This window comes from Microbacterium sp. CH-015 (genome assembly GCF_049707015.1).
GTDB lineage: Bacteria > Actinomycetota > Actinomycetes > Actinomycetales > Microbacteriaceae > Microbacterium > Microbacterium aurum.
Genome location: NZ_JBNAFJ010000001.1, coordinates 761,005 through 773,188 on the forward strand (window position 1 = coordinate 761,005; position 12,184 = coordinate 773,188).

Annotated in this window: 16 protein-coding genes; 6 read left to right on the plus strand and 10 right to left on the minus strand. The window is 71.3% G+C overall.

All coding sequences use genetic code 11. The features are described 5' to 3' along the window. Positions 1–23 precede the first annotated feature (23 nt). The 4 genes from ACPYN4_RS03555 to ACPYN4_RS03570 are packed head-to-tail and all read right to left on the minus strand — an operon-like array spanning position 24 to position 2,106. A complete protein-coding gene (locus ACPYN4_RS03555; RefSeq protein ID WP_281653533.1) occupies positions 24–941 on the minus strand; it encodes an SURF1 family protein in 918 nt (305 codons plus the stop codon). Beyond that, on the minus strand, positions 938–1,141 hold the full coding sequence (locus tag ACPYN4_RS03560; RefSeq protein WP_076690957.1) for a hypothetical protein: 204 nt from the start codon (positions 1,139–1,141) through the stop codon (positions 938–940). The genes ACPYN4_RS03555 and ACPYN4_RS03560 overlap by 4 nt, the downstream gene beginning before the upstream one ends. Continuing rightward, positions 1,138–1,500, minus strand: coding sequence for a DUF3099 domain-containing protein (locus tag ACPYN4_RS03565; protein WP_239281378.1), 363 nt, complete (start codon positions 1,498–1,500; stop codon positions 1,138–1,140). The genes ACPYN4_RS03560 and ACPYN4_RS03565 overlap by 4 nt, the downstream gene beginning before the upstream one ends. Before the next feature lie 42 nt (positions 1,501–1,542). Next, entirely contained in the window at positions 1,543–2,106 is a 564-nt protein-coding gene (locus ACPYN4_RS03570) for a DUF4190 domain-containing protein (RefSeq protein WP_281653534.1), read from the minus strand. Between the two features lie 120 nt (positions 2,107–2,226). Between ACPYN4_RS03570 and fabG the strand changes: the two genes are divergently transcribed. Beyond that, positions 2,227–2,937 carry a 3-oxoacyl-ACP reductase FabG gene (gene fabG, locus ACPYN4_RS03575; protein ID WP_076690954.1) on the plus strand — a complete coding sequence of 237 codons (711 nt, stop codon included), beginning with the start codon at positions 2,227–2,229 and terminating at the stop codon, positions 2,935–2,937. A 37-nt stretch (positions 2,938–2,974) separates the two neighbouring features. Here the strand turns inward: fabG and ACPYN4_RS03580 are convergent, their stop codons facing one another. From ACPYN4_RS03580 to glgC, 3 genes are all read right to left on the minus strand, one after another. Then, a complete protein-coding gene (locus ACPYN4_RS03580) occupies positions 2,975–3,688 on the minus strand; it encodes an alpha/beta fold hydrolase (protein ID WP_281653535.1) in 714 nt (237 codons plus the stop codon). A 79-nt stretch (positions 3,689–3,767) separates the two neighbouring features. After that, entirely contained in the window at positions 3,768–4,403 is a 636-nt protein-coding gene (serB, locus tag ACPYN4_RS03585) for a phosphoserine phosphatase SerB (protein WP_281653536.1), read from the minus strand. Between the two features lie 31 nt (positions 4,404–4,434). Beyond that, complete coding sequence (gene glgC, locus ACPYN4_RS03590) at positions 4,435–5,679, minus strand: glucose-1-phosphate adenylyltransferase (RefSeq protein ID WP_287271509.1); 1,245 nt, start codon at positions 5,677–5,679, stop codon at positions 4,435–4,437. A gap of 47 nt (positions 5,680–5,726) precedes the next feature. Here glgC and glgA point away from each other — a divergent pair, with 47 nt between their 5' ends. From glgA to ACPYN4_RS03605, 3 genes are all read left to right on the plus strand, one after another. Continuing rightward, positions 5,727–6,920, plus strand: coding sequence for a glycogen synthase (glgA, locus tag ACPYN4_RS03595; RefSeq protein WP_424445632.1), 1,194 nt, complete (start codon positions 5,727–5,729; stop codon positions 6,918–6,920). A 9-nt stretch (positions 6,921–6,929) separates the two neighbouring features. After that, positions 6,930–7,715 carry an ABC transporter ATP-binding protein gene (locus ACPYN4_RS03600; RefSeq protein WP_424445633.1) on the plus strand — a complete coding sequence of 262 codons (786 nt, stop codon included), beginning with the start codon at positions 6,930–6,932 and terminating at the stop codon, positions 7,713–7,715. Positions 7,716–7,796: 81 nt separating this feature from the next. After that, a complete protein-coding gene (locus tag ACPYN4_RS03605; protein ID WP_281653539.1) occupies positions 7,797–8,048 on the plus strand; it encodes a type B 50S ribosomal protein L31 in 252 nt (83 codons plus the stop codon). A gap of 150 nt (positions 8,049–8,198) precedes the next feature. Here the strand turns inward: ACPYN4_RS03605 and ACPYN4_RS03610 are convergent, their stop codons facing one another. Beyond that, on the minus strand, positions 8,199–8,993 hold the full coding sequence (locus tag ACPYN4_RS03610; protein ID WP_424445634.1) for an exonuclease domain-containing protein: 795 nt from the start codon (positions 8,991–8,993) through the stop codon (positions 8,199–8,201). Positions 8,994–9,106: 113 nt separating this feature from the next. Between ACPYN4_RS03610 and ACPYN4_RS03615 the strand changes: the two genes are divergently transcribed. Then, positions 9,107–10,006, plus strand: coding sequence for an alpha/beta fold hydrolase (locus ACPYN4_RS03615; protein WP_424445635.1), 900 nt, complete (start codon positions 9,107–9,109; stop codon positions 10,004–10,006). Here the strand turns inward: ACPYN4_RS03615 and ACPYN4_RS03620 are convergent. Beyond that, positions 9,966–10,526, minus strand: a complete 561-nt coding sequence (locus tag ACPYN4_RS03620; RefSeq protein ID WP_239282238.1) for a CGNR zinc finger domain-containing protein — start codon at positions 10,524–10,526, stop codon at positions 9,966–9,968. The genes ACPYN4_RS03615 and ACPYN4_RS03620 overlap by 41 nt on opposite strands. 90 nt (positions 10,527–10,616) lie before the next feature. On the opposite strand from ACPYN4_RS03620, the gene ACPYN4_RS03625 reads away from it, so the two are divergent. Beyond that, positions 10,617–11,663 (plus strand): DMT family transporter, encoded by a 1,047-nt coding sequence (locus ACPYN4_RS03625; protein ID WP_424445636.1) that lies wholly within the window; start codon positions 10,617–10,619, stop codon positions 11,661–11,663. Here the strand turns inward: ACPYN4_RS03625 and ACPYN4_RS03630 are convergent. Then, the gene (locus tag ACPYN4_RS03630) at positions 11,581–12,084 is read right to left on the minus strand and encodes an Lrp/AsnC family transcriptional regulator (RefSeq protein WP_239282236.1); all 504 of its coding nucleotides are present in this window, start codon (positions 12,082–12,084) and stop codon (positions 11,581–11,583) included. The genes ACPYN4_RS03625 and ACPYN4_RS03630 overlap by 83 nt on opposite strands. Positions 12,085–12,184 lie beyond the last annotated feature (100 nt).

Consider the following 12,184-nt stretch of genomic DNA (forward strand, 5'->3'; position numbering starts at 1 on the left):
GCGAACGGGCGTGACGCGAGCGCTCAGCGCGGCGTGAGCTCGTCGAGCAGCGCGTCCTCGTCCACCATGTCGCGGTCGCGCTTGCGGCCTTCGCGGCGTCGCCGCGGGCGAGGGGATGCCGCCGGCACCGCTGCGGCGCCGGCATCCGCCACCGCGATCCCGGGGGATGCCGGGGCCGCGGCGTCGGCGGCGGCCGCGTCCTCCGCGTCCTCACGGCGATGCCGGATCTCGGTGCGGATCATGTACCAGATGAACACGAATCCCATGACGGCGAAGAGGATCCACTGGATCGCATAGGACAGGTGCGGCCCGGGGTCATCCGACGGCGACTCGAGCGGGTTCGGCGCCGCGGCGGGCGCGGGATCCTCCGACACCATGAGGCCGTACGCGCTCGTGACCATGCTGTCCTGGCCGGTCGCCTGGGCGATCAGCGGCAGATTGATGGTCGGCACCTGCCCCTCGGGCGCCGAACGTCCGGAGTTCGGCAGCGGCTCGCCCGGTTTCAGGCGTGCGACGACGGTGACCTGCCCCGTCGGCGCCGCGGGGATCGCATCGGGCTCGGGCTGATCGTCGCCCGGCGGCACCCAGCCGCGGTCGACGAGGAACACGTCGCCGTCGACCGTGCGGAACGGCACGAGCACCTCGAAGGCGCTCGTGCCGCCGTGAGCGCGGTTGCGCGCGAGGAGGGTGTCGTCCGTCAGATACTCGCCGACGAGGGTGACGGGGTGCCACTGGTCGGCCGGATCGAACCCGCCGCCGGCCGGGATCAGCTCGCGCAGCGCGACGGGCGCGGCGTCGTAGTTGGCGGCGATGAGGCCCAGCTGACGTTCCCGCTCGGCGTTGCGCGTGAACTGCCAGTTCGACAGGAAGGCGCAGGCGATGGCGAACGCGATGGCCACGGCGACGTAGCCGGTCCACCGCAGCGCGGTGCGACGGTTCACGACGCGACTCCGCTCTCGTAGGCGACGACCTCGACCGGGAAGTCCCGCGCCGCCAGATAGTCGCGGAGATAGCCGACGTGCGCGTCGCACGCCGACCACACTTTGCGTCGGTCGGCGGAGTGGATGCGGGGGTTCCGCCAGCGCACCAGCCAGGTGGCTGCGTCCCGGCATCCTGCCCGTGAGCAGACGGGCGCCGTCACGGGTCGTCCTGTCGTGGCGAGGGCGGCGGGGCGGCGTCGGTCTCGTGGATGCGGATCACTCCTGCGGGTCCGGGGGCGGTGGCCGGCGGGGCGGCCGGTGCGATCGCGCGCTCGGGAGGTACGGCGCGCTGCGCCGGGGCGGCGGCGACGTTGGCGACGACGACCGCGACGTACGGCAGGAAGCATGCCCCGACGGCGAACAGCCAGGTGTACCAGCCGTAGGGGGTCACGACGACCATGAGCACGAAGCAGGCGACGCGGATCGCCATCATCGTGAAGTACTTCGTCATGCGCGTGTGGGCGTCGTCGCGCGGGGCACGCGGCAACGACGTCGCAGACTGAGCAGCAGAGTTCTTCACGGTGCTTTCAGCCTACGCCGCGCGGCGGCGGGGCGGACCCGGTCAGGCGCTGCCGTAGCGGGCGCCGTTCGCGGCTCCGTAGAAGATCGCGATGATGAAGAAGATGCCGATGAGGACGGCGATGGCGACGCCGATCCAGCCCAGGATGACGCCGGTCAGCGCCATGCCGCGACCGCCTTCGCCGGTGCGCTTGATCTGCCCGAGCGAGAGGTGGCCCATGATCGCGCCGGCGAGCGACCCGACGAAGGGCAGCACCCAGATGAAGCCGACGATCGCCGCGATCATCGACACGATGGCGAGCGTGTTCGTCTTGCGTGCCGGGGCGTAGCCGTACGGCGCACCGTAGCCGGGCGCCGGCGGGGCCGCGTAGCCGGCCGGAGGGGCGTATCCCGGCTGCGGCGCGGCGCCGGGATAGGCGGGCGGCGGGTAGGCGGGAGCCTGGTACGTCGGCGGCTGGTAGGCCGGCGCGGCGTACGGGGGAGCGGGCGGCACGGCCGGCGCCGAGGGTGCCGCGCCGGGGGTCGGGGGCGTCAGCGGCGGCGTGGCGGCGGCATCCGACCCGCCGGGGACGGCGTCCGGTGCGGCGGGGATGTGGGGGTCGGTCATCGTCGGCTCCTGTCTCGCGCCGCCAGCCTATCGGGGCGCCCGGGTTCTCGACGAAGCCCGACGCATCCGGAGCCCCGGGATAGGCTGGGGCCGACCCACGCCCGCCCATCCAGGAGCACCATGACCACCGATCGCGTCGTCCTCGTCACCGGCGGAAACCGCGGCATCGGCCGCGCCATCGCGGAGCGCTTCGTCGCCGCGGGCTATCGCACCGCCGTCACCGCGCGTTCCGGAGAGGGGCCCGCCGGGACGCTCACCGTCCGTGCGGATGTCACCGACGCGGCGTCCCTGGACGCCGCCTTCAGCGAGGTCGAGCGCGAGCTCGGCCCGGTGGAGGTCGTCGTCGCCAACGCCGGCATCACGAAGGACACCCTGCTGCTGCGTATGACGGAGGACGATTTCGACTCCGTGGTCGCGACGAACCTCGGCGGCACCTTCCGCGTCGTCAAGCGGGCGTCGAAGGGGATGCTGCGGGCCAAGTGGGGGCGCGTGATCCTCATCTCCAGCGTCGTCGGCCTGTACGGCTCGGCCGGCCAGATCAACTACTCGTCGTCGAAGGCGGCGCTCGTCGGCTTCGCCCGCTCGCTCACCCGTGAGCTCGGCGGACGCGGCATCACCGCGAACGTCGTCGCCCCCGGCTTCATCGAGACCGACATGACCGCGGAGCTGCCCGAGGAGACCCAGGCGGAGTACAAGCGGAACATCCCCGCCGGGCGCTTCGCGACGGCCGACGAGGTCGCCGGGGTCGTGGCGTGGCTGGCGTCGGACGACGCCGCCTACATCTCCGGTGCCGTCATCCCGGTCGACGGTGGGCTCGGCATGGGGCACTGACCCGGCCGGAGTCGCCGCCCGAGGTCGGGCAACGGGTTCAGCCGGCGCGCTGGATCGCCGCCACAAGAGCCTCGCCCAGCCGCTCCGGCTGCGAGAACTGGGGCCAGTGGCCCGTGTCCAGGCGCACCACCTCGGTGTCGGCGATCGCGGTGAACTCGTCGGCGAAGGGGCCCCACTGCGCGAGGAAACGGCGGAACTCCGCATCGTCGCGGTGGCCGGAGAGCACGGTGACGGGCACGGCGTAGCGACGATCGTCGGTCAGCGCGATCGCATCGGTCGTCACGCGGGTCGGGATGCTGAGTGCGCGCGGCGCCGTTCGCTCCCGCGTCTGCGGGTCGAGGTCGGCGACGTCCTCGTCATCGAAGAAGTCCCACCCGGGGAAGGGGATGATCGGCTGGTCCGTCTCGAACTCCCCGACGTTCGCCCCGGGCGGGGGAGGCACGGTGTCGACGAAGACCATCCGGGACACCCGATCGGGCCGCGCGTCGACGGCGCCCCACGCCACGTTGCCGCCGCCCGAATGCCCGACGACGACCACCGGTCCCGGCGCACGGTCGATCTCGGCCACCACGGCGGCGATCCAGTCGGCGAGACCGATCTCGGCGGCCGCCGCGGCCTCGGTGCCGACGCCGGGCATGGTGAGGGCGCGGGGTGCGAGCCCCGCCGCGCGGAGGGTCGGCATGACGTCGTCCCATGACGCTGCGTCGAGCCAGAAGCCGGGAATGAGGAGAACGTCGGTCGTGGTGTCCATGACGCCGAGGGTACGACCCACCGCCGACATGCGGAACCGGGGTGCCGAGCGGAGCCGCCGACGCGCGGAGAACCGGCGCTCAGGGGAGAAGCGGGATGACCTCGCGGAGGTCCACGGGCCCCACCACCAGGTCGGCCTGAGCGCGCACCGCGGGCTTCGCGTTGAAAGCGAGCCCGAGGCCGGCGACGGCCATCATCTGAAGGTCGTTCGCGCCGTCACCGATCGCGATCGTCCGCCGCAGCGGCACGCTGTACGCCTCGGCCCACTCCAGGAGCGCGGCGGCTTTGCCCGCGGCATCCACGATGTCGCCCTCCACCTCGCCCGACAGCACCTCCGATGCCACCGCGAGCCGGTTCGCCCGCCAGATGTCCACGCCGAGCGGCGGGGCGACGACGTCGAGCACCTCGTGGAAGCCACCCGACACGACGGCGGCCACGCCGCCGCGGTCGTGGATCGCGGCGATCAGCTCTGCGGCCCCGGGCGTCGGCTCCACCCGGGCGCGCACCCGCTGAAAGGCGGCGACCGGGACCCCCTCCAGCGCGCGCACGCGTGAGCGCAGGCTGGTGGCGAAGTCCACCTCGCCGCGCATGGCGGCCTCGGTGGCCGCCGCGACCTCGGGGCCACGGCCCGCCTCGTCGGCGATCAGCTCGATGACCTCGTTGCGCAGCAGGGTGGAGTCGGCGTCGAAGACGACGAGGAAGCGGGCGTCAGGCACCCGTCCAACCTAGTGGGCGCGCGGGGCGTCCTCAGCGCGCGATGCGGGCGTTCTTGCCGACGACGGTGATCCCGCTGTCGGTGACGGTGAAGCCGCGCGCGAGGTCCAGCGCTCGGTCGACGCCGACGGTGGCGCCCGGCTCGAGTACGACGTTCTTGTCGAGGATGGCGCGGTGCACCCGCGCTCCCGCGCCGACGTCGACGTGGTCGAAGAGCACCGAATCGGTGATCGTCGAACCGCCCGCCGACAGCGTCCACGGCCCGACGACCGAGCGCTCGAGGTGCGTCCCCGACAGCACCGAGCCCAGCGAGACGATCGAGTCGATCGCGTTGCCCATGCGTCCCACCCCGTCGCGGACGAACTTCGCCGGCGGCGAGTTGATCGCCTGCGAGTGGATCGGCCAGTCCATGTTGTACAGGTTGAAGATCGGCAGCGTCGAGATGAGATCCATGTGGGCGTCGAAGAACGAGTCGATCGTCCCCACGTCGCGCCAGTAGTCGCGGTCGCGGTCGGCGGACCCGGGCACGTCGTTGCGCTTGAAGTCGTAGACGGCCGCTTCGCCGCGGTTCACGAAGTACGGGACGATGTCGCCGCCCATGTCGTGGTTCGAGCCCGGCAGCTCGCCGTCGGCCTCGACGGCGGCGATGAGGGCGTCGGCGTCGAAGATGTAGTTGCCCATCGACGCGAGCACCTCGTGCGGCGCATCAGAGAGCCCGGTGGGGTTCTGGGGCTTTTCCAGGAAGTCGCGGATCGTGACGTTGTCGGTCAGATCCAGGTCGATGACGCCGAACTGGTTCGCCAGCGAGATCGGCTGACGGATGCCGGCGACGGTCGCCTTCGCGCCCGAGGCGATGTGGGCGTCGAGCATCTGCTCGAAGTCCATCCGGTACACGTGGTCGGCGCCGATCACGACGACGATGTCGGGCTTCTCGTCGTAGATGAGGTTCAGTGACTGCAGGATCGCGTCGGCCGAGCCGGAGAACCAGCGCTTGCCGAGACGCTGCTGGGCGGGCACGGAGGCGACGTAGGAGTTGAGCAGCGCCGACATGCGCCACGTCTGCGAGATGTGACGGTCGAGGCTGTGCGACTTGTACTGGGTCAGCACGACGATCTGACGCAGGCCGGAGTTGATGAGGTTCGAGATCGCGAAATCGATCAGGCGGTACTGGCCGCCGAACGGCACGGCGGGTTTGGCGCGATCCTCCGTCAGGGGCATGAGTCGCTTACCCTCGCCGCCGGCGAGGATGATTCCGAAGACCTTCGGCGCTGCAGGCATGGCACCACCCTAGGCCCCCCGCGCGCGCTTGTACTAGCGTTCGAGACATGCGCGTCGACATCGTCACCAAGGAGTACCCGCCGGAGATCTACGGGGGGGCGGGGGTCCACGTGACCGAGCTCGTCGCGGCGCTCCGGCGGAGCATCGACGTGCGCGTGCGCGCGTTCGGCGCGGACCGCGACGAGGCCGGCACGTCGTCGTACGGCGTCCCGGCCGAGCTCGCGAGCGCGAACCCGGCCGTGCAGACCCTCGGCACCGATCTCGAGATCGTCGGGGATGTCGCGGGCGCCGACGTCGTCCACTCCCACACCTGGTACGCCAACTTCGCGGGGCACCTCGCCTCGTTGCTGCACGGCATCCCGCACGTGGTCACGGCGCACTCACTGGAACCGCTGCGGCCCTGGAAGGCGGAGCAGCTCGGCGGCGGCTACGCCGTCTCGAGCTATATCGAGCGGACGGCCTACGAGGGGGCCGCCGCCGTCGTCGCCGTCAGCGAGGGCATGCGCCGCGACATCCTGCGCAGCTACCCGGCGCTCGACCCCGACAAGGTGCGCGTCATCTACAACGGCATCGACGTCGAGTCGTGGCGGCCGCGCACCGATCACGCGCTGCTCGAGCGCTACGGCATCGACCCGGACAAGCCGTCGGTCGTCTTCGTCGGGCGCATCACCCGGCAGAAGGGGCTGCCGTACTTCTTGCGGGCGGCGGCGCAGCTGCCGCCGGAGGTCCAGGTCGTGCTGTGCGCGGGCGCCCCGGACACCCCGCAGATCATGGCCGAGGTCGAAGGGCTCGTCCGAGACCTGCAGACCCGCCGCGACGGCGTCGTCTGGATCGACGAGTTCCTGCAGCGCGACCAGCTGTGCGCGATCCTCACCTCCGCCACCACGTTCGTCTGCCCGAGCGTCTACGAGCCGCTCGGCATCGTGAACCTCGAGGCGATGGCGTGCGGCGCTGCCGTCGTCGGGACGGCGACCGGCGGCATCCCCGAGGTGGTCCTCGACGGCGTGACGGGTCGATTGGTGCCCATCGAGCAGGTGCAGGACGGCACCGGCACGCCCATCGACCCGGAGCGCTTCGTGGCGGACCTCGCCGCAGCGCTCACCGAGGTGGTGTCCGACCCGGAGCGCGCACGGGCGTACGGCGAGGCGGGGCGGCAGCGTGCGGCGACGGAGTTCAGCTGGCAGGCGATCGCCGACGCCACGGCCGCGCTCTACCGCGAGGTGGCCACGACCGGCCGATAGGCTGGAGGCATGCCGCAGGTCCTCGAATTCGCCGACGTCGTCGTCCGCCGTAACGCCCGCAACATCGTCGACCACATCGACTGGAGCGTCGCCGACGATCAGCGCTGGGTGATCCTCGGGCCCAACGGCGCGGGCAAGACGACGATCCTGCAGCTGGCGGCGACGCTCCTGCATCCCACCTCCGGCGTCGTCACGATCCTCGACGAGCGTCTCGGTCGCACCGACGTGTTCGAGCTGCGCCCCCGGATCGGCTTCGCGTCGTCGGCGATGGCCCGCCGCATCCCGCCGGAGGAGACCGTGCTCGACGTCGTGCTGACCGCGGCGTTCGCCGTGCTCGGCCGGTGGAACGAGTCCTACGAGGCGATCGACGAGAAGCGCGCGCGCCGCGTGCTGGGGGAGTGGAAGCTGGAGCACCTCGCCGAGCGCACGTTCGGCACGCTGTCCGACGGCGAGCAGAAGCGCGTGCAGATCGCGCGCGCCGTCATGACCGACCCCGAGCTGCTGCTGCTCGACGAGCCCACGGCGAGCCTCGACCTGGGGGCGCGTGAAGAGCTCCTGGCGTTGCTCGGCGGGTACGCGCAGGCGCCGACGACGCCCGCGATGATCATGGTCACCCACCACGTCGAGGAGATCCCGGTCGGGTTCACCGACGTGCTGCTGCTGCGCGAGGGCGCCGTGGTCGCGGCGGGACCGATCGCGCAGACGCTCACCGCCGAGAATCTGTCGGCGACCTTCGGCATGCCGATCACGCTCACCGCCGAGGACGGCCGGTTCGCTGCGCGCGCCACCGGGTGATAGAATCGACCCTTGGTGCATTCGCGCCGCTGACTTTCCGCGTCCTGGCAAAATCCAGGACATCTCTGGACAGGACCCACCATGAAGACTGACATCCACCCCGAGTACCAGGCGGTTGTGTTCCGCGACCTCGGCTCCGGCGAGACGTTCCTGACCCGTTCCACGGTCACGAGCGACAAGACGATCGAGCTCGACGGCGAGACCTACCCCGTCATCGACGTCGAGATCTCCTCCGCGTCGCACCCGTTCTACACGGGCAAGCAGCGCATCATGGACTCGGCCGGTCGCGTCGAGAAGTTCAACCAGCGCTTCAAGAACTTCGGCACCAAGTAAGCCGTCGCTCCGTCTCGAAAGCCCCGCTCCGGCGGGGCTTTCGTCGTTCCGCGCAGCGGAACGGCGAAAGCCGGTCCCTGAGCCTGTCGAAGGGTCGTCGTTCCGCGCAGCGGCCGGCCTGTGAGCGAGCGCGACGAGTCGAAACGTGCGTCAGCGGATCGGCCAGCTGCCGTCGAGGGCGTCGGACGGGTCGAGCCGACCGATGCGGATGAAGTACTCCGTGAGGCTCTCGGCCTGAGCCCGTGCCCAGCCGATCTGCTGCGTGTGCAGCTCGTGCGCCGGGGCGTCGAGGCCGTACCGCTCGGCGAGCGCCTGGGCGACCCGGCCGGCTGCGATCGCGTCGGCTGCCGCGTCGTGGGCGCCCGTGAGCGTGACGGCGTAGTGCGCGGCGACGACCTCGAGGGTGCGCTTGCCCTTGCGGTAGCGGTCGTGGGCCTTGTCGAGCACGAGCGGATCGATGACCGGCGCCGGGTCGATGATCGGCTCGATGCCGTGCCGCAGGGCCTCGTACTTGAGGAGCGAGAAGTCGTACGGCGCGTTGTAGGCGACGACGGGGATGCCGGCGGCGAACAGCTCCCGGAGGGCCGCGACGACCTCGGAGACGATGTCGACGGCCGGGCGTCCGTGCGCTCGTGCGTGAGCCGTCGTGATGCCGTGGACGGCGGTCGCACCCTCGGGGATCTCGATGCCCGGATCGGCGAGCCAGGACCGCGCCGACAGCGGCTCGCCGCCCGGCCCCAGCACGCCGACGTGGGCTGTCACGACGCGGTCGGCCGTGACCTCGACGCCCGTCGTCTCGAGGTCGAACACGCCGACGGTGTCGCACCAGCGCCGGTCCGGCGCGGCGGGGGCGATGGGCGCGGCATCCGCCGACACCGGCGCCGCGCTCGGCACCGCATCCTGCACCGGGTCATCCCACAGGGGGAGCGCCTGCCACCTGTCCATGCCTTCGACGGTATGTCCTGCCCCCGACATCGGCCGGCAGCGCCACGCCCGCCGTGCGCGTCCGGCCGGGATCACGCGCGGGGGTCGCCCTGGCGGGTCCGTAGAGTGGAGGGATGCCCGTGACCTCCCCGTATGCCGACGCGCTCGCGACCGTCCCGGTCAGCCGCCACGAGGTCGAGGTGGCGGGCGGCACGACGGCGTACTGGGTGTATGGGCCGGCGGATGCCGAGACCACGCTCCTCATGGTGCACGGCTACCGCGGGGACCACCACGGGCTCGAGCCGGTCGTGGCGTTCCTGCCCGGCATCCGGATCGTCTCGCCGGATCTCCCCGGTTTCGGCGAGACACCGCCGCTGCCGGGCCGCGAGCACACGCTGCAGGCCTACGCTGAGTGGCTCACGGCGTTCGCCGCGGCCGTGGCACCCGGCGCCGACATCCTCGGTCACTCGTTCGGCTCGATCGTCGTCGCGGCGGCGGTCGCCGGCGGGCTGAAGACCCCCCGCGTCATCTTCGTCAATCCGATCGGGGCGCCCGCGCTGGAGGGACCCCGCGGCATCCTCACCCGCCTCGCCGTCTTCTACTACTGGGCGGGGGCGAAGCTGCCCAAGCGCCTGGGTGACGCCCTCCTGCGAAATCGGCTGATCGTCCGGGTGATGAGCGTGTCGATGGTGAAGACCCGCGACCGGCAGCTGCGGGCCTTCGTGCACGATCAGCACGACACGTACTTCTCTCGGTTCGGCGACCGGGACGTCCTGCATCAGGGCTTCGTCGCCTCCGTCTCGAACGACGTGCGCGCCTTCGCGCCGCGCATCTCGCAGCCGACGCTGCTCATCGCGGCGGAGAAGGACGACATCACGCCGATCGAGGCGGAGCGGCACCTGCAGACGCTGTTCCCGCGGGCCGAGCTCGTGGAGATCGCGGGCGTCGGGCATCTCATCCACTACGAGACGCCGCGGGAGGCGGCCGAGGCGATCAGGCGGTTTGTCGCGCCCGGCGCCGCCGATACGCGTTGACATTCATCCGGTTGCCGCAGTTGCCGGTGTCGCAGTAGCGCTTCGAGCCGTTCTTGGAGAAGTCGACGTAGACGGCGTCGCAGTCGTCGGCGGAGCACACGCGCACGCGGTCCCACTGGTCGGCGCGGATGACCTCGGCGAACGCCATCGCCACCTCCACGAGGATGCGCGTCGCCAGCGGATCGGAGTCGTCGGTCGCGTGGATGTGCCAGTCGTAGCCGTCGTGGATGACGAGCTGGGGGAGCGCACGGCCGTCGCGCAGCAGGGCGTTGACGATCGGCACCGCGTCGACGCGGCTGACGCTCCACAGCTCCCGCAGCCGCGCGCGCGCCGCGCGCAGTTCGCGCAGTTCCACCTCGTCGCGACGGATGCGACCGGTGAACGGGTACTCCGCCAGATAGAGGTCGAGGTCATCGGTCGAGACGAGCGTGTCGGTCTCGTCGAACGACACGTTGCGCAGCGTGTTCACCAGGGCGGCGCCCGCACGCAGCGACATTTCCGTGTCACGAATGAAAACCACATTGACTCCTGACCGTCGGGGGCGCTACTGTCACCAGTGTAAACACCAGTCACTCCTGACAGGGCCGCATCTGAACTCAAGGGAACGCCGGTGACCCACACCGCTCCTCGGCACATCATCGTCCCCGCCGTGCCCGCTGCGGCGTCACCCCGCCGGCGCACCGCCGGGATCGTCATGGCTGTCGCCTCGGCATTGGCGTTCTCCTCGAGCGGTCCGCTCGTCAAGCCTCTGCTCGAGGCGGGCTGGTCGCTGTCGGCGGCGCTCATCGTGCGGATGGGGCTTGCGGGGCTCATCCTCTCGCCCGCGCTCGTCCGCGCCCTGCGCCGGGAGCGGTCCTTCCTGCGGCGCCACGGGCTCGCGCTCCTCGCCTTCGGCCTCATCCCGGTCGCGGGGTGTCAGCTGCTCTTCTTCTCGGCGATGCAGCGGATGCCGGTGGCCGTCGCGCTGCTGATCCAGTACCTCGCTCCGGTCATGCTCGTGGGCTTCGTGTGGCTGCGCACGCGCCGCACGCCGTCCCGCCTCGTGATCATCGGATCGATCGTCGCGATCACCGGTCTCGTGCTCGTGGTCGACATCGCCGGCGCGCGCTTCGACCTGCTCGGCACCCTGCTCGCTCTCGGGGCGGCGATCTGCGTCTGCGTGTACTTCGTCATGAGCGAGCGCACCGGCGACGACCTGCCGCCGCTCGCCCTCGCCGCGGGCGGGCTGCTGGTCGGCGCGGCGTTCATGGGCGTCCTCGCCGTCACGGGCGTGCTGCCGTTCGACGCGCCCCCGGTGACGGTGGTCTTCCGGGGCGTCGAGATCCCCGGCATCCTGGCCCTGCTGTGGGTCGGCGGCGTCGCGACGACGCTGGGCTACGCGCTGGGCGTCATGGCGGTGCCCCGCGTCGGCTCGCGGCTGGCGTCGTTCATCGGGCTCAGCGAAGTGCTGTTCGCGCTGGGATTCGCCTGGCTGCTGCTGGGCGAGACGCCCGCGGCGATCCAGTTCGTCGGCGGCGCGCTGCTTCTGGGCGGCGTGATCCTCGTGCGGATGGACGCCGCCGAAGCGGATGCCGTCAGCGTTCCCGCCGACCCGATTCTGCCCGTGCCGACGCTCCCCGGGCCAACTGCAGGAGAGGCCGGATCCGGTACCCGATGACCTCGCCCATGACGAGAGAGGTCTCGGTGCGCTCGACGCCCTCGATCGCGAGGATGCGGGCGTCCACATCGAACAGATGCTGCGTGTCGCGTGCCGCGACCCGCACGAGCAGATCGATCTGACCGCTGAGCCCGTGCGCCGAGATCACCTCAGGGATCGCGGCGATCGCCGTCGTGATGCGCGGCAGGTGCGCCTGGTGGACGGTCACGCTCAGGACGGCCTGAATGGGAAAGCCCAGCGCGGCCGGCGACATCGCGCGCTCGAACGACCCGAACACATCGGCGCGCTCCAGGCGGCCGAGCCGCGCCTGGACAGTGTTGCGCGACAATCCCAGTCGCTCCGCCAGCGCGACGACGGTCGCGCGGTGGTCATCGGCGAGAGCTTCCAGCAGGTCGAGATCGACGCGATCGAGGGGTCCCATAGTGCCCAACGCTAGCAGGGGTTTCGGGGCGTCGTTGCGCAACATGCTCAACGGTGACCGGAATGCTTGAGCTAGGTGCGATGCGGACGTAGCCTTCGGG